Origin of the sequence: Nocardioides sp. NPDC058538, from assembly GCF_042719275.1 — a bacterium.
Taxonomy (GTDB): Bacteria; Actinomycetota; Actinomycetes; order Propionibacteriales; family Nocardioidaceae; genus Nocardioides.
In genome coordinates this window covers 90,423-105,549 of the sequence record NZ_JBHXNY010000006.1, presented here as the reverse complement: position 1 = coordinate 105,549, position 15,127 = coordinate 90,423, and the positions used below count along the sequence as shown (strand labels likewise).

Here is a 15,127-nt window from a genome sequence, read left to right as displayed (position 1 = left end):
GCCCTCAGCGTTACCCGTCGGCGCGCAGGCTCTCGACGACCCTGGGGAGTCCCTCCGAGCCGTACCCCGCTTCGATCTCTCTGCTGATCAGCGCCTGGACGGCGGCGATCGGGGCGGGATCGATCCCCTGCTCCTCGCTGGCACGCACGATGTGCGAGAGGTCGGAGAACTCCAGGCTCTGCTGGCCCGCGACGGTGTAGTCGCCGCCGTCGATGACCTTCGCGTAGCCGGCGAGCTCCTCGGTCATGGCGGCGAGGAAGGGAGCCTGTCGGGCGGCGAAGTCCGACGCGCTCATCCCCATGGTGGCGGCCATCGCAGCACCGTGGAAGAAGCCCGTGAACATCTGGTACATCCCCGACAGCATCGCCAGATCCACCAGTGACGCCCGGCCGGCGTCCTCGCCGTGGTACTCGCTCGTGGTCCAGACGTCCAGCGTCGGCAGGAGGGCGTCGTACGCCGCCCGCGAGCCGCTGTAGAAGATCTGCCCCACGCGGGACCCGATCATCGCGGGCACAGCCATGATGGCGCCGTCGAGGTAGTCGATGCCGTGCTCGGCCGCCCAGGATGCGAGCGCACGCGCCTCGTCGGGTGTCGTGGTCGTGACGTTGACCAGGGTGTGGCCGCGCAGCTCGTCAACCGCCAGCCCGAGGGTCTCCTCGACGGAGGAGTGATCGAGCAGGCAGGCGACGACCACGGGGCTGGCCAGCACCGCCGCGGGGACCGAGTCCGCGGCACCGGCGCCGCGGGCCACCAGGTCCTTGGCGCGGCCAGGGGTGCGGTTCCAGACGGTCACGGAGCGGTCGCCGTCGAGCAACGCGGTCGCCAGCGCGCTGCCCATCGCGCCGAGGCCGAGCACGGTGACGTCGGTCGAGGGGATCGGGTCTCTATCGGTTTCTGACACGTCATCCATGCTGGCGGACGTCGCCGGGCTGCGGGAGTACCCACTATTTACTGGGGCACGCACCAAATGGTCAGTGCCCAGCCTCAGGGTTGAACCTGAGAGACGGGCGACACCTACGCCGATAGCATTCAGGACCATGGGACTCCCTGAACCGCAACCTGGCCAGCCCCGCCGAGCCGACCTGCGCGTCAGCGATGCCGACCGCCACGCGGTCGCCGACATCCTGCGCGAGGCTGCGGGCGAGGGCCGGCTGGACATCGACGAGCTCGAGGAGCGGCTCGAGGAGACCTACAAGGCCAAGACGTACGCCGACCTGGAGCCGATCACGCAGGACCTGCCGGTCGCGGGGCAGGCGCCGGTGATGCCCGCGGTACCCGCCGGCGCGGCAGTGCCCGTCGTCTACAGCGAGGGCGAGACGAGCGACAGCGCCAGCGCGTTCCTGAGCAACGTCGAGCGCAAGGGCGTGTGGGTGGTTCCGCAGCAGTTCTCTGTCCACGCGGTGCTGGGCGACGCCAACATCGACCTGCGTGAGGCGCACTACTCAGCGCGTGAGGTGGTCATCAACGCCACCTCCGTCCTGGGCAGCGTGAAGGTCACCGTCCCGCCGAACGTGCACGTGATCGTGGAGGGCAACGGCGTCCTCGGCGACTTCAAGGAGCCGTCGGAGAAGGTGCCCGAGGTGCTCGCGGCGGACTCGCCGGTGGTGCGGGTGCGCGGCATCGCGGTGCTGGGCGACGTGACCGTCAAGCGCCGGGGTCCACGCGGGCCGAAGCGCACGCTGAAGCAGCATCTCGGCCTTGAGTGAGGGATCAATTGAGGTATGCCGAGGCGCTCGGCCGAAGCCCCCACTAGCATTCGCCCCATGGGAACGACCCCCGAGCCATTTCGCGGCCAGAATCCTGATCCGAATCTCCGGATCAGCGATGCCGACCGCCACAAGGTGGCCGACATCCTGCGCGAGGCCGCGGGCGAGGGCCGCCTGGAGATCGACGAGCTCGACGACCGCCTCGAGGCGACCTTCAAGGCCAAGACGTACGCCGACCTGATCCCGATCACCGTCGACCTGCCGGCCGTGGGCACCCCGGCGCCGCCCGTACCGGTGTCCAAGCCCGCCGCCGCGAGCAGCCCCGCGGTCTTCGCCACCAATCCGATCGAGAGCCAGCTCTATGTCGCGATCATGAGCGGCGTCGACCGGCGCGGGGTCTGGACGGTGCCGGCGACCGGCAACGTGATCGCCCTGATGGGCGGCGCCGAGCTCGACATGCGTCAGGCGCAGTTCTCCGCGCAGGAGACCGTGATCTACGCCAACGCGATCATGGGCGGGGTCAACATCACCGTCGGCCCCGAGGTGCAGGTCGTGATGCAGGGGGTCGGGATCATGGGCGGCTACGTCGGTCCGCGCGGCATCGAGCCGACCGGCGGTCCGGTGCTGCGGGTGAAGGGCCTGGCGCTGATGGGTGGTGTCACCGTCATCCGCAAGCCGCTGAAGGAAGCGAAGCGCTCGCGGCAGCTGAAGATGCCGCCGCCGCACGAGCTGCACTGAGCAACACCATCTCGGGGATGGTCCGCTCCGCGGACCCATTTCGTCGTGCCTGGAAATGAGGCACTAACCTCGCTTGAACAAGATATAGTGCAGTTAAATACTAAACAAAGGAGTCTCGGGATGAAGCCGAAGTGGAGCGCACTGCTGGGCGCCGCACTCCTGGCCGTCGTGGCCCTGATCGCCGGACTCCTGGTCCTCGGCCCGAAGACGGTGGCCGCCGGCTCTGCCACCGCCGACCCGTCGGCCGCGCCGGTCGAGGACGCGGCGGAGCTGGCCGCCACGACCGACGAGCGCCCCAACATGGTCCTGATCCTGATGGACGACTTCTCCATGGAGCTGCTCCGCACGATGCCGGAGGCGATCAGGATGGCGGCCGAGGGTGCGACGTACCAGAACTCCTTCGTCATCGACTCGCTCTGCTGCCCCTCGCGCGCGGCGCTGCTGACCGGGCAGACCCCGCACCACACCAAGGTCCTCACCAACACCCAGAACGACCCGGAGCACCCGGTCGGCGGCTGGTCGGCGTTCGAGCGCTACGGCAACGTCGAGAAGCAGTTCAGCATCGGGCTCCAGGAGGCCGGCTACACGACCGGGTTCGTGGGGAAGTACATCAACGCCTACGAGGCCACCATCGGCTCCGACGGCAAGCGCCTCCCGCCGCCCAAGGTGCCGGGCTGGGACTCCTGGAACGCGCTCCTCGGCGGCGCCTATGGCGGCTGGGGCTACCAGAGCACCTACCTAGACGGAAAGGGCGCGGTACAGCTGCGCAACCACCCGCGGCCGCCGACCTCGGCCCGCCCGGCGGTCAAGGACGCCGGGTACGCCACCAACGTCACCCGCGACTACGCCCTCGCCTTCATCCAGGAGCACCGCGACGACGAGGAGCCCTACTTCCTCGAGATCGCCGCCTACGGGCCGCACTCGCGCCTCGGCCACCACTACCCGGGCCTGGACACCTGGTTCCCGCCCGCCTTCGCCGACCAGGCGCCCGCAGGCGATCCCGCGGGCGGCAACTGCGGCCGGGTCGCGTGCGCCGACCTGACGCTGAAGGACCTGGTCGGCTACGGCGACGACCGCTGGGACAACGCGCCCACCTACCTCGGCCGCGGGGGGCGTACCTCACAGGCCCCTGCCTGGCGCACCAACAAGGTCTCGCTGACCGACCAGACCGCGCTGAGCCAGTACCGCGACCGCGCCCGGATGGTGCAGTCGATCGACCGGATGATCACCCAGGTGCGCGAGGCCGCAGGCGAGGACACCTACATCGTGCTGACCTCCGACAACGGCTTCCACCTCGGCCAGCACCAGCTCAACGGCGGCAAGGGCGCTCCGTACGACTCCGACACCCGTGTGCCGATGGTCGTCGTCGGCCCGGACGTTGTCCCCGGCAAGCGCAGCCAGTTCGTCAACAACATCGACCTCGCGCCGACCTTCCTCGACATCGCCGGCGCCCCGACCCCGTCCCACGTCTCCGGCAGCTCGTTCGCGGAGACCCTGAGTCGGCCGCGGCTGCCGGGTGGGCGGTACGCCTTCTTCGAGCACACCTACGCCAAGTCGCACCCCGGCGAGGTCGATCTCGACAAGGGCTCGGGCGGCACCATCGACATCATCCCGTCCTACATCGCGGTGCGCGGCTCGCGAGGGCTGCTGGTCAGGTTCGACCTGGACAAGTCCTGGAAGGGCACCGACCACGCCTACGAGCTCTACCGCTACGACCGGCCGTGGGAGGACCGCAACGTCTTCGCGGAGGACCACGCGAAGCCGTACGCCCGTGACCTGATGCGCCGGCTCGAGGCCTACGACGGGTGTGCCCCGGCTGTGTGCCGGGCACTGACCCGATAGGCCCAACCCGGACGGGTCGGGTGACGTCGAAGCCTCAGGTGCGATCTGACGCCGGTGGTGCGAGCGTTCCGGTTCGGGAGGTGTCCTTCAGGTCGACCCCCGAGCGTCCCAGCGCGAGGGCGCCGTCGACGAGGCGCGCGGCTACCTGGGCGGCCCTGGCGTACCCTAGCCCGTCGGGTGGGTGGACGTTGGAGATGCAGTTGCGGTCGGCGTCCGTGCGCCCGGGCCGGGGCAGGTGGGTGAGGTAGATGCCCAGGCTGTCGGAGACGCTCAGACCGGGCCGTTCTCCGATGATCACGAGCAACGTGCGGACCCGGGCGGCCTCGCCGAGGTGGTCGCCCAGCCCCACCCTCGCCTGCGTCGCGATGACGGGCGGCGCCAGCGTGTACCGGTCGCGCAGCCGGGTCACCAGCTCGGCGAGCAGGGCCGCTCCATGGCGGTCGAGCGCGGTCGGCGAGAGCCCGTCGGCGAGGACGAGGCCGATGTCGGCGCCGGACTCGGGGATATCGGTGTCGGGCGCCGGTTGCCGTCCGAGGTCGGGCCGGCGCAGGTACTCCTCGCGCGAGGTGGCGCGGCTGGTGGCCAGCACCGGCTCGCCGATCCCGATCTCGCGGACCTGCGCGGCCAGGCGCTCGACGTCCAGCGGGATGTGGACCGCATCGCGCGCCGCGGCGTGTGCGCCTGCCAGCTCGAGCACGCGCTCGGTGGGCAGCGCGGTGCCGGCCCGGCCCAGCCCGATCCTGGCCTGGGTGGTCCCGCGCAGCTCATCCCAGAACCCCTGGACGACAGGGTCGTTCGAGGTCATGGCGTCACAGCCAGCGACCGCAGCGGCGAGCTCTCCAGGTCGAAGGGGGTGAGCCTGCCGGCGTCGTCGACGATCCCCACCCTGCGCAGCCAGGCATCGAACTCGGGGGCCGGTCGGAGACCGAGCGTGCGACGAGTGGTCAGCACGTCGTGGAACGACAGGCTCTGGTAGCCGAGCATCACGTCGTCGGCTCCGGGAACGGCGATGACGAACGGCACCCGCGCCGCGGCCAACAGCGTCAGCAGGCTGTCCATGTCGTTCTGGTCGGCCTCGGCGTGGTTGGTGTAGCAGACGTCCACGCCCATCGGCAGACCGAGCAGCTTGCCGCAGAAGTGATCCTCCAGGCCGGCCCGGATGATCTGCTTGCCGTCGTAGAGGTATTCCGGGCCGATGAACCCGACGACGGTGTTGATCAGCAGCGGCCGCAGATCGCGGGCCACGGCGTAGGCGCGGGTCTCCAGGGTCTGCTGGTCCACCGGCGCCCCGCCGACACCCAGGTGCGCGCCCGAGCTCAGCGCGGAGCCCTGCCCGGTCTCCAGGTACATGACGTTGTCGCCGACGGTGCCGCGGTCGAGGCTGCGTACCGCTTCGTTGCCCTCGCGCAACAGTTGCAGGTTCACCCCGAACGCGGCATTGGCTGATTCGGTGCCGGCGATGGACTGGAACACCAGATCCACCGGAGCTCCCGCCTCCACCAGCCCGAGCGTGGTGGTGATGTGCGACAGCACGCAGGACTGGGCCGGGATGTCGTAGCGCGTACGGATCGAGTCGAGCAGGTGGAGCAGGTCGGCCGTGGCCTGTGGTGAGTCGGTGGCCGGGTTGATCCCGATCACCGCGTCTCCGCACCCGAGCAGCAGCCCGTCGAGCACAGCCGCGGCGATGCCGCGAGGGTCGTCGGTGGGATGGTTGGGCTGCAGCCGCGTGGCCAGAGTTCCGTGGCCGCCGATGGTGGTCCGGAACGCCGACGTCACCTGCACGGCGGCGGAGACGGCGATCAGATCCTGGTTGCGCATGATCTTGCTGACCGCCGCCACCATCTCCGGAGTCAGTCCCGGTGCGACCGCGGCCAGGTGCTCGGCACCGTGATCGTGCGCGGCCATCTCCATCAGCCAGTCCCGCAGCCCGCCGACCGTCAGATGGGAGATCGGCGTGAACGCGCCGCGGTCGTGCCCGTCGATGATCAACCGCGTGACCTCATCGGTGTCGTACGGGACGATCTCCTCGTCGAGGAAGATCTCCAGCGGCAGATCTGCGAGCACCCAGCTGGCGGCCGCACGTTCGCCGTCGCTCTCGGCGGCACAGCCGGCCAGCTGGTCACCCGAACGAAGCGGTGTCGCCTTGGCCATCACCTCGACGAGCCCGTCGAAGGCGTAGGTCACGCCTGAGACCTGCTGCCGGTAGATCACTTCAGGTCGCTCTCGGCCTGGGCGAGCACCGCGAACTCCTCGTCGGGTGAGTTCGCCACCAGGCGGTGCCGGCTGTAGACGGCGAAGTAGAGCATGAACCCAGCGAACACGACCAGGCACCAACCCGCGGCGACAGGGTCCACCAGGAACGTGGCGATCACGGCCATCACGGCGATGACCAGCGCGAAGCCGGTGGTGACCGCGCCGCCAGGAGTGCGGTACGGCCGCGGCATGTTCGGTTCGCGCACCCGAAGGACGATGTGGCTGACCATCATCAGAACGTAGCTCAGCGCGGCTCCGAAGACGGCCATGTTGAGCAACAGGGCTCCTTGTCCTGTCAGCGACAGAACGAACCCGATGATGCCGGGGATGACGAGCGCCAGCGTCGGTGCCTTGCGGGAGTTGGTCACCGAGAGGACGGTGGGCAGGTAACCGGCCCGAGACAGCGCGAACAGCTGGCGCGAGTACGCGTAGATGATCGAGAAGAAGCTCGCGATCAGGCCCGCCAGGCCGATGTAGTTGACGAGCTTGGCCGAGAAACCGTCCCCGAGCGCCTCGACCAGCGGGTTGCCGGAGTCCGACATCTGCTCGGCGCCACCGGCACCGGTCGTCAGCACCAGCACCACCACGCAGGTCACGAGCAGCACCCCGATCGCCGCGATGATGCCCCGCGGCACGTTGCGCTCCGGGTTCGCGGTCTCCTCGGCTGCCAGCGGCACGCCCTCGACCGCGAGGAAGAACCAGATCGCGAACGGGATGGCCGCCCAGATGCCGAGGTATCCGTGGGGCAGGAACGCTGAGGCACCGACGGCGTCGGTCGGCGCGATGTCGGTCAGGTTGGCCAGGTCGAAGTGGGCGACCGCAGCGCCCGCGAACACCACCAGGCCGATGAGTGCGACGGCGGTGATCACGAACATCACCTTCAGCGCCTCACCAACCCCTGCCAGGTGGATCCCGATGAACAGCGCGTACGCCGCGAGGTAGATCCACCAACCGTTGGTGATGCCGAACAGGCCCAGGGACTCGACGTAGGCGCCGATGAAGGTCGCGATGGCAGCAGGCGCGATCGAGTACTCGATGAGGATCGCCGTCCCGGTGGCGAAACCGCCCCATGCGCCCAGCGCACGGCGGGCGAAGGTATAGCCGCCGCCCGCGGCCGGGAGCGCCGAGGACAGCTCGGCCATGCCGAGCACCAGTGCCAGGTACATGCCCGCGATCACGACGGACGCGATCGCCAGGCCGCCGAAGCCGCCCTGCTCCAGGCCGAAGTTCCATCCGGAGTAGTCACCGGATATCACGTAGCCGACCCCGAGGCCGGCCAGGAGCAGCCACCCGGCGCTGCCCGATCTCAGCTGGCGCCTCTGCAGGTACGCCGCTGACTCCAGATGCTCGTCGACGCCTCGTGCGTGCGCTCCTGACGGGTCGCTTGCTGACATTGCTGACTCCTACCACGTGCGCTGGGGGTGGGATCCGGAGGCGGCACACAGCCTCGAGATCGGTCAACGGTGAGGCTATGAACGAACTGTTTCCGGGTGGTTTCCCGTGCTGCTCGCAGGGTTACACCTGCTGCGCGTTCGGGATCGATCGGCTATGGTGTCCCAGCCGGGGCCGATGTGGCCCCGGTCACTTCACAACGGATCGTCCGGCACGTACCTGCCGGTGAAGGAGACAACGGAATCATGGCAACAGTCAGTTTTGAGAAGGCGCAGCGTTGGTACGCCGGCGCCAACGAGCCCGCGGTCAAGGGCATCGACCTCGAGATCAAGGACGGCGAGTTCATGGTGCTCGTCGGCCCGTCCGGATGCGGTAAGACCACCACCCTGCGCATGCTCGCCGGGCTGGAGGAGGTCAACTCGGGCGCCATCAAGATCGGCGACCGCGAGGTCACCAACGTGGCACCCAAGGACCGCGACATCGCGATGGTCTTCCAGAACTACGCGCTCTACCCGCACATGAGCGTCGCCGAGAACATGGCGTTCTCGCTGAAGATGGCCAAGGTCCCGAAGGCCGAGCGTGACAAGCTCGTCGCCGACGCCGCCAAGACCCTGGGCCTGACCGACTACCTCGACCGCAAGCCGAAGGCGCTCTCCGGCGGTCAGCGCCAGCGCGTCGCCATGGGCCGCGCGATCGTCCGCCAGCCGCAGGTCTTCTGCATGGACGAGCCGCTGTCCAACCTCGACGCCAAGATGCGCGTGCAGACCCGCACCGACATCGCCAAGCTCCAGGCCGACCTCGGCATCACCACCGTCTACGTCACCCACGACCAGGTCGAGGCGATGACGATGGGCGACCGCGTCGCGGTGATGAACAACGGTGAGCTGCAGCAGGTCGACACCCCGCTCAACCTCTACCGCAAGCCGGTCAACCTCTTCGTCGCCGGCTTCATCGGCTCGCCGCAGATGAACCTCATCAAGGCCACCGCCGCCGATGGCGGCGGCGCCAAGATCGGGGAGTACGTCGTTCCGGTCGGCACCACCGACATGCCCACGCAGATCACCGTCGGCGTGCGCCCGGAGAGCTTCCGGGTCATCGGCGAGGGCCAGGGCGGACTGCCGGTCCAGGTGACCGTCGTCGAGGAGCTCGGCTCCGACTCCTACGTCTACGGCACCAGCGACGTCGAGGGTGTCCCCTCGACCCTGATCGTCCGGGTCTCGTCCAAGGACCACGTCAGCAAGGGCGACACGATCTACGTCACCACCGACCCCGAGGACGTCCACGTCTTCGACACCGAGTCGGGCCTGCGCGTCAACTGACCGCCGACCGACGCACTCAGTGCTGCTGGTTCATCCGAGCCAGCATCGCGTTGTAGGCATCGAGGGCCTCGTCGCTGTCGGGATCCACGGATCCCGGCTCGGCGGGGCCCTCCGCTCCATCAATGGCAGAGCCCCGGGCGCTCTCCTCGGCGAGCCGGCTGCTGCGTACGCCATCGAGGAAGCGGCCGGTCATCTTGGCCCGGCGCTGGGGTGAGGAGACGACGGCGATGACCAGGCCGATGGCGAGGAACATCATCCCGGCGTCACCTGCGGCCCACATCAGGCCACCGGCGGTCTGGATGTCGCGCACCGCGTCGAGCGCCCACTCGGGTCGGGCCGCGGAGTAGACCGGGTAGAGGTTGCGCTCGGTCTGCAGCATCACGATCCCGACGATCGTGTCGGGCACCATGCCGACCACGAGGAGCGAGATCCGGCCCAGGTAGGGCAGGTCGGAACGCACCTTCTCCTCGCCGATCGTGCCGGTGAGGAAGAGGAAGCCGGCGACGACGTAGAGCACCTGCTCGCCGACCATCAGCGACGTGCTCTGCGCCATCGAATCCATGAATCCGGACAGGTGGGTGCCGATGATGACCACCGAGTAGAGCACGGTGCCGGTGATCGGGTGGACCAAGATGGTGACCGGAAGCGAGCGCATCGCCCGCTCGGCCCGTGGGCCGGTCTCGGCGATGACGGTGAGCGGGTGGCCGAGCACCAGGAGCGTGGGCACGACCATGATCAGCGTCAGGTGGAGCACCATGTGCATCCAGGCCAGCGCCATCGCGTAGCCGTTGATGGCCGAGGCGACCACGACGTACATCAGGCCGAGCCCGGTCAGGAACGACGCCACCCGCCAGCCCTTGACCGTCGAGGCAGGGCCGGCGGCGTTGCGGAGCGTGAGATAGCCCGCGGCGAGGATGACCACGGCGAGCAGCCAGCCGGGCTGGAGACTCCAGGTGGTGAAGAACTCGGACCAACCGAGCGGGGGCAGGGAGCCGTGGTCGTGCATGGTCTCACGGTATCTCCGGGGCCCGGACGAAGGTTATTTCGGGCGGCTGCCGGGGTCGATCAGCGGCACCAGGAACAGCCGGGCGAGCGCGCGCAGCTGCGTCTCGTCGTCGATGTCGACGACCTCGCTCGGGGTGACCAGGAACGAGGTCGAGGTGCGGACCATCAGCTCGGCGACGAGGTCGACATCGATCTCGGCAGGTACGTTCCCGGCCCGCTGCTCGCGACGTAGCTGGCCTGCCACGAAGCGCGCGATCGTGGCCACGGTGCGGCCGCCGTCGCCGACGATGGAGTGCACCAGCGAGTCCGTCTCGACGGTGAGCAGGCCCCCGATGAGCGGGTTTCCGCGGATCGCCCGCATCGCGCTGGCGAAGCCGATCTCCACGCGCTCGGCCGCGTCGGCCGCATCGGCGATGTCGAGCACGAACTGGTCGAAGTAGCGCCGGAACTCGCGGCGTACGACCTGCTCGACCAGGGCGTCCTTGTTGGCGAAGCGCCGGTAGACCGTGATCCGGGCGACCCCGGCGCGGTTCGCGACCTCCTCCATGGTGGTGCGCCTGATCCCGATCTGGCGGAACTGCTCCGCGGCGGCGTCGAGGAGCTTCGCGGTCACCGCCTCGTCCTCGATGGGCTCGGTGAGGTCCGAGAGCGCCCTCGCGAGCATCGAGCCCGACTCGCCCTCGGGGACCGTGGTGCGCATCCGCTACGCGGAGACGGTTTGGTCGGCGGCTCGGTCAGCGGTGCGGCGTACGACCTTGATGAAGGCCGGCCACAGCGCTCGGGGCAGGTCGTGGCCCATGCCTTTGAACAGGGTGATCTCCGAGCCGGGAACGGCCGCGGCGGTCGCCCGGCCGCCGGAGACATGGACCATCTTGTCGGTCAGGCCGTGGATCACGCTGAACGGGACCTTGATGCGCCGGAGCTCCTCGGTGCGGTCGGGCTGGGTGAGCACGGCGAGCATCTGCCGCGCGACGGCGGGCCCGCTGACGCCGCGGTTCCAGGTGTCGATCGCCCGCCGGCGTACCTCGTCCTCGGGCTCGGGGAAGCCGGGGGAGCCGATCTGGAGGCCGCCCTTGATCTGGCGCTCGATGTAGCCCTCCAGGCCGGGCCTCTTGATGACCAGCGCGGGCAGCAGGGTCGGGTGCTGGAAGCCGACCCCGCGACGGCCGGTGGTGGACATCGTCGAGCAGACCGAGCGCACTCGGTCGGGGTGGCGGATGGCGAGGGTCTGGGCGATCATCCCGCCCATCGACACGCCCCACACGTGCGCGGAGTCGATGCCGAGATGGGTCAGCAGCGCGGCGGCGTCGTCCGCGAGATCGTCCATCGCGTACGGCGACTGGGTCGGCAGCCCCGCGAACGCCCGGGCCAGCCTCGCGAGCGTGATCCGCTCGTCGGAGGGGTGCGGCGAGGAGTGGCCGATGTCGCGGTTGTCGTAGCGAACCACGTAGAACCCGGCCTGGGCCAGCTGCTCGCACAGCTGAGTGTTCCACCAGGTCATCGGGCCGCCGAGACCCATGATCAGCAGCAGCGGATCAGCGCTGGGACTGCCGAACGTGTCGTACGCCAGCTCGACCCTTCCGGGGAGGAAAGCGGTGGACTCGGTCGGCTCGGCGGCGGTGGTCATACACAGACTTTACCGGGTCGTCATTGCAGGTCGACCGGTTCGCCGACGACGAAGCCGTCCCAGTCGCTCATGTCTTCCTGATCGATCTCGAGCGGTGGCCCCTGAACGACGAGGCCGACCGCCCCGGGGGCATTCGGGTAGGTCTGGAAGTGGGCGGTCAGGTCACCGTGCGAAAGCCGCAGCGAGTTCCCACTGAACGTCGGGCTGAACTCCTCGAGCTCGTCGCGCAGCGCGTTGAGCGGGTCCTGTTGCTCCGTGACGAAGTCGGCCTGGACGTCGTACTTGTACGACTTGTACTTGTCCGAGAACCCCTTCTGATCAACGCCGTCGTACGCCTCCGTCGCGTCTTTGGGGGATGTGGCAAGTGTCGTTGAAGCAGCGGCCGACAGCTCGCGTGCCCACGTGAGTACTTCGTCTCGCTGTTGTTCGAGCTCGGCGTAGGTCTTGTCGCTCACTCCACCACATCCCCCGGCAAACAGGATCGTCAGTGTCGCCATCATGGCGGCCAGGGCTCGGGCCCTCATCGGCCGTCCGTGTCCGGGGTGGTCGGGGTGCGGCCGCTCTCGGGATCGACGGGGTCGCGGTACCAGGGGTCGTAGACCTGATCGGCGCGGCTGACCTGGTCGTACTGCCCGTTGACGATGTGAGCCATGTTGGCGAGGGACTCCGTGTCGTGGTCGTAGTACTTGACGTGGTCGTCGATGTTGGGGACCGACCCTCTGCTGGTGCTCTCGGCTTGGAAGCGTACGGCACCGAAGTCGTCCTCGGCCGGGTTGTCTCCGAGACCGGCATCGGCCATCTGAGCGATGACTCCGCCGATGGGCCCGGTGAGTACGCCGGCGCCGACTGCTGAGGGACTGACCCATCCCGTCTGGCCCAGCCTGCCGACGAGGTCTTCGCTGTTCGTGCCGACGAAGACGTGGTCCGAGCCGACGCCGAGCTCGTCGGCCGAGCCGGCGTCGCCGGCACCAGGGCTGCCCAGCAGGACGACGTCGTCGGCATCGGGGTGGTGGTCGGTCATGGCGTGGGCAACGGTGGTGGACCCATAGCTGTGGCCGATGGCGGTGAGGTGGAAGTCGTCGGACCGCATGGCATTGAGGCCGTCGAGGGTGTCGGCGAGCCGCTCGCCGCCGGCCTTGGCCATGCCCTCGGTCGCCACACCGGCCGAGTCGGCTCCGCTGGGCGCGTCATAGCCGATCCAGAACATGGTGGCTGTGCTGGTGCCACCTTCGAACGAAGCCGCCTGATGGAGGTTGATCACATCCTCGGCGTTCGACTGGGACGACTCCATGTCGGTGGTCAAGCCCGGCACACTGACCGATACGTTGCTCGCCGTGTCGAGGTCGCCGACCGCCATCGCGACACGCCCGTCGCCGCCGAACGCCATCGGGTCATAGATGTAGACCTGGGCGTCGTAGTACTCATTCGTCATCGGGTCCTTGGACCTCTCGATCTTGTCGCGCGCGACATCTGCGGCCTTCGCGTTGTCGTAGCGGGTCTGCTCGTCCTCGGTGCGCTGGTCCTCGGGGATGGCGCCGAGCTCGGCAAGGTCACGGTCGAGCGAGATCGTGTTCGCGTCACTGCGGTCGGCCGCGGGGATGCCGTCGGTGTTCCCCACGATCTCGGGGTACGCGGCGGTCATGCCCGCTCGTTGCTCGTCGGTGAGGCCGTCCCACCAGGCGTTGACCGCCTGGGGGTCCTTGCTCGACGGCATCGAGTCCCTGGCGGTGTCAGCAGGATCGGTGACTCCCGCGTACTTCTGGTCGACCTGCCGCTCGGTCATCGCACCGCGGAGCGCGGCCGCGACCTTCTCCTCGCTGGCCTCGAGATCCTCGGTCCACCTCACCAGATCGGACTCATACGTCTCGACCTGGTCGGTGCAGCGGTCGCAGTCCGACTTGAGGATCCGCAGCTCGGCCTCGTCGGTGGGCAGCGGGTTCGCTCGAGCGGTGAGCTCGTCGACCTGGCGGGCCAGGCGCTCGCGCTCGCCCTTGAGATCCTGATGACGTCGCTCGAGGTCGACCAGGTCGTCGCCATGGCCGAGGACGGCGTTGGCCGCGGCGCGCAGCGCCAGCGAGCAGGCGTCGGCGTGCGTGCCGATGGGGCTGAGCGCCTGCGCGTACGCGGCGGCCGCCTGGCCGTCGAGAAGGCCGGAGTCCTTGGCCTTTCCGCCGACGAACGAGCCGTGGTCGTCGAAGATCGACGACGAGGTACGCACGGTGGATCCCATCTCCTGCACCTTCTGACCGTCCGCGGTGAACTCGGGCGTCTGGCTCGGCCTCGGGGGCAGGGAGACGGTGACGGTCACCGGATCTCCCTGATGCTGCTCAGCACCAAGGATGCGTTGATGTCGGTCTTCGCGTCGGTCTCGAGGATGCCGATCGCGGTGCTCCTCAGCCCGTCGGCCTGGGACTCTGCGGAGCGGGCGGACCTCGTCGCGATCGCCTGCCACGCCTCGATGAACTGCCCGACCAGACTCGCCACGGTGGGCGTGAAACCAGCTGCGCCGACACCGTGGATCTGCTTCGCCGCAGCGGTGAGATGGAGATTCTCCATATCCCACGCGGCAGCAGTGGACTGGACCTTCGCCGGTTCGACGTGCAGCGTCATACCAGCGCCTCCCGCACGTTCGCAGGGGGCCGGAGGATCCGGCCGGTCACGGTCACCACGAGTCCGTGATGGCGCTCCGACCAGGTGCCGACGATCTGGACATCCGCTCGCGAAGCGGTCCATCGATGGAACGCCTTCACCGCGACCGTCGAGTGCCACTTCGCGTCTCGGAACGCCTGATCGAGGCCGACCAGGATCGCGTCGCCGTCGGCTGCTCGAGCCTCGAGCTGGGCCCAGCGGCGTACGTTCTCGCTGTTGTACGCCTCCCACCTCGGCCCGTCCGAGGACGGCTCCGGCACTCGTGCGGCGATGGCCGCGAGGGTCGCATCGACCACCTGCGCCGACCGGCTCAGGTCAGCAGCCGTCGCCTCGGGGAGCGGCTCGGGAGGATCTGCCGGAGGCAGGATGACGATGTCGACGTCTGGGCGACGCTCGCGCAGCGCGGCGAAGAATGGGTCCGTCACGTTGATGCCTCCCCGAGTGACATACACCTGAGACGCTCATTGATGCTCGTGTCGAACCACAAGATAGCAACAAACTGGCACCACGGATGGTCTCTTCGGCGACGAGAAGGACAACGAGAAGCGCGGCAAGGACCAGGAGGTCCTTGCCGCGCATGTGGTCCGGCGCAAGCG

15 protein-coding genes are annotated in these 15,127 nt (G+C 68.8%); 4 read left to right on the top strand and 11 right to left on the bottom strand.

What is annotated here, in order from left to right:
• Window positions 1-10: 10 nt before the first annotated feature.
• Complete coding sequence (locus ACFWQC_RS07735; RefSeq protein WP_378675407.1) at window positions 11-910, bottom strand: NAD(P)-dependent oxidoreductase; 900 nt, start codon at window positions 908-910, stop codon at window positions 11-13.
• Window positions 911-1,037: 127 nt separating this feature from the next.
• On the opposite strand from ACFWQC_RS07735, the gene ACFWQC_RS07730 reads away from it, so the two are divergent.
• From ACFWQC_RS07730 to ACFWQC_RS07720, 3 genes are all read left to right on the top strand, one after another.
• The gene (locus ACFWQC_RS07730; protein WP_378675404.1) at window positions 1,038-1,706 is read left to right on the top strand and encodes a DUF1707 domain-containing protein; all 669 of its coding nucleotides are present in this window, start codon (window positions 1,038-1,040) and stop codon (window positions 1,704-1,706) included.
• Window positions 1,707-1,763: 57 nt separating this feature from the next.
• On the top strand, window positions 1,764-2,444 hold the full coding sequence (locus tag ACFWQC_RS07725) for a DUF1707 domain-containing protein (protein ID WP_378675401.1): 681 nt from the start codon (window positions 1,764-1,766) through the stop codon (window positions 2,442-2,444).
• Between the two features lie 120 nt (window positions 2,445-2,564).
• The gene (locus ACFWQC_RS07720; protein WP_378675398.1) at window positions 2,565-4,286 is read left to right on the top strand and encodes a sulfatase-like hydrolase/transferase; all 1,722 of its coding nucleotides are present in this window, start codon (window positions 2,565-2,567) and stop codon (window positions 4,284-4,286) included.
• Between the two features lie 34 nt (window positions 4,287-4,320).
• Here ACFWQC_RS07720 and eutC read toward each other — a convergent pair whose 3' ends face one another.
• From eutC to eat, 3 genes are read right to left on the bottom strand one after another with little or no spacing between them, the layout of a single operon-like run.
• On the bottom strand, window positions 4,321-5,091 hold the full coding sequence (eutC, locus tag ACFWQC_RS07715) for an ethanolamine ammonia-lyase subunit EutC (protein ID WP_378675395.1): 771 nt from the start codon (window positions 5,089-5,091) through the stop codon (window positions 4,321-4,323).
• Window positions 5,088-6,497 carry an ethanolamine ammonia-lyase subunit EutB gene (locus ACFWQC_RS07710; protein ID WP_378675393.1) on the bottom strand — a complete coding sequence of 470 codons (1,410 nt, stop codon included), beginning with the start codon at window positions 6,495-6,497 and terminating at the stop codon, window positions 5,088-5,090. The genes eutC and ACFWQC_RS07710 overlap by 4 nt, the downstream gene beginning before the upstream one ends.
• The gene (gene eat / locus ACFWQC_RS07705) at window positions 6,494-7,933 is read right to left on the bottom strand and encodes an ethanolamine permease (RefSeq protein ID WP_378675391.1); all 1,440 of its coding nucleotides are present in this window, start codon (window positions 7,931-7,933) and stop codon (window positions 6,494-6,496) included. The genes ACFWQC_RS07710 and eat overlap by 4 nt, the downstream gene beginning before the upstream one ends.
• A gap of 243 nt (window positions 7,934-8,176) precedes the next feature.
• Between eat and ACFWQC_RS07700 the strand changes: the two genes are divergently transcribed.
• Window positions 8,177-9,250 carry an ABC transporter ATP-binding protein gene (locus ACFWQC_RS07700; RefSeq protein WP_378675388.1) on the top strand — a complete coding sequence of 358 codons (1,074 nt, stop codon included), beginning with the start codon at window positions 8,177-8,179 and terminating at the stop codon, window positions 9,248-9,250.
• Window positions 9,251-9,266: 16 nt separating this feature from the next.
• On the opposite strand, the gene ACFWQC_RS07695 is transcribed toward ACFWQC_RS07700, so the two are convergent.
• From ACFWQC_RS07695 to ACFWQC_RS07665, 7 genes are all read right to left on the bottom strand, one after another.
• On the bottom strand, window positions 9,267-10,256 hold the full coding sequence (locus tag ACFWQC_RS07695) for a cytochrome c oxidase assembly protein (protein WP_378675385.1): 990 nt from the start codon (window positions 10,254-10,256) through the stop codon (window positions 9,267-9,269).
• 33 nt (window positions 10,257-10,289) lie between these two features.
• A complete protein-coding gene (locus tag ACFWQC_RS07690) occupies window positions 10,290-10,955 on the bottom strand; it encodes a TetR/AcrR family transcriptional regulator (protein WP_378675382.1) in 666 nt (221 codons plus the stop codon).
• A 3-nt stretch (window positions 10,956-10,958) separates the two neighbouring features.
• Window positions 10,959-11,882, bottom strand: coding sequence for an alpha/beta fold hydrolase (locus ACFWQC_RS07685; protein WP_378675379.1), 924 nt, complete (start codon window positions 11,880-11,882; stop codon window positions 10,959-10,961).
• A 20-nt stretch (window positions 11,883-11,902) separates the two neighbouring features.
• Window positions 11,903-12,337, bottom strand: coding sequence for a hypothetical protein (locus ACFWQC_RS07680; protein WP_378675377.1), 435 nt, complete (start codon window positions 12,335-12,337; stop codon window positions 11,903-11,905).
• Between the two features lie 65 nt (window positions 12,338-12,402).
• Window positions 12,403-14,190 carry an alpha/beta hydrolase gene (locus ACFWQC_RS07675; RefSeq protein WP_378675375.1) on the bottom strand — a complete coding sequence of 596 codons (1,788 nt, stop codon included), beginning with the start codon at window positions 14,188-14,190 and terminating at the stop codon, window positions 12,403-12,405.
• Complete coding sequence (locus ACFWQC_RS07670) at window positions 14,187-14,492, bottom strand: hypothetical protein (RefSeq protein WP_378675373.1); 306 nt, start codon at window positions 14,490-14,492, stop codon at window positions 14,187-14,189. The genes ACFWQC_RS07675 and ACFWQC_RS07670 overlap by 4 nt, the downstream gene beginning before the upstream one ends.
• Entirely contained in the window at window positions 14,489-14,956 is a 468-nt protein-coding gene (locus tag ACFWQC_RS07665; protein ID WP_378675370.1) for a hypothetical protein, read from the bottom strand. Before ACFWQC_RS07665 ends, ACFWQC_RS07670 begins: the two co-directional genes overlap by 4 nt.
• Between the last annotated feature and the right edge of the window lie 171 nt (window positions 14,957-15,127).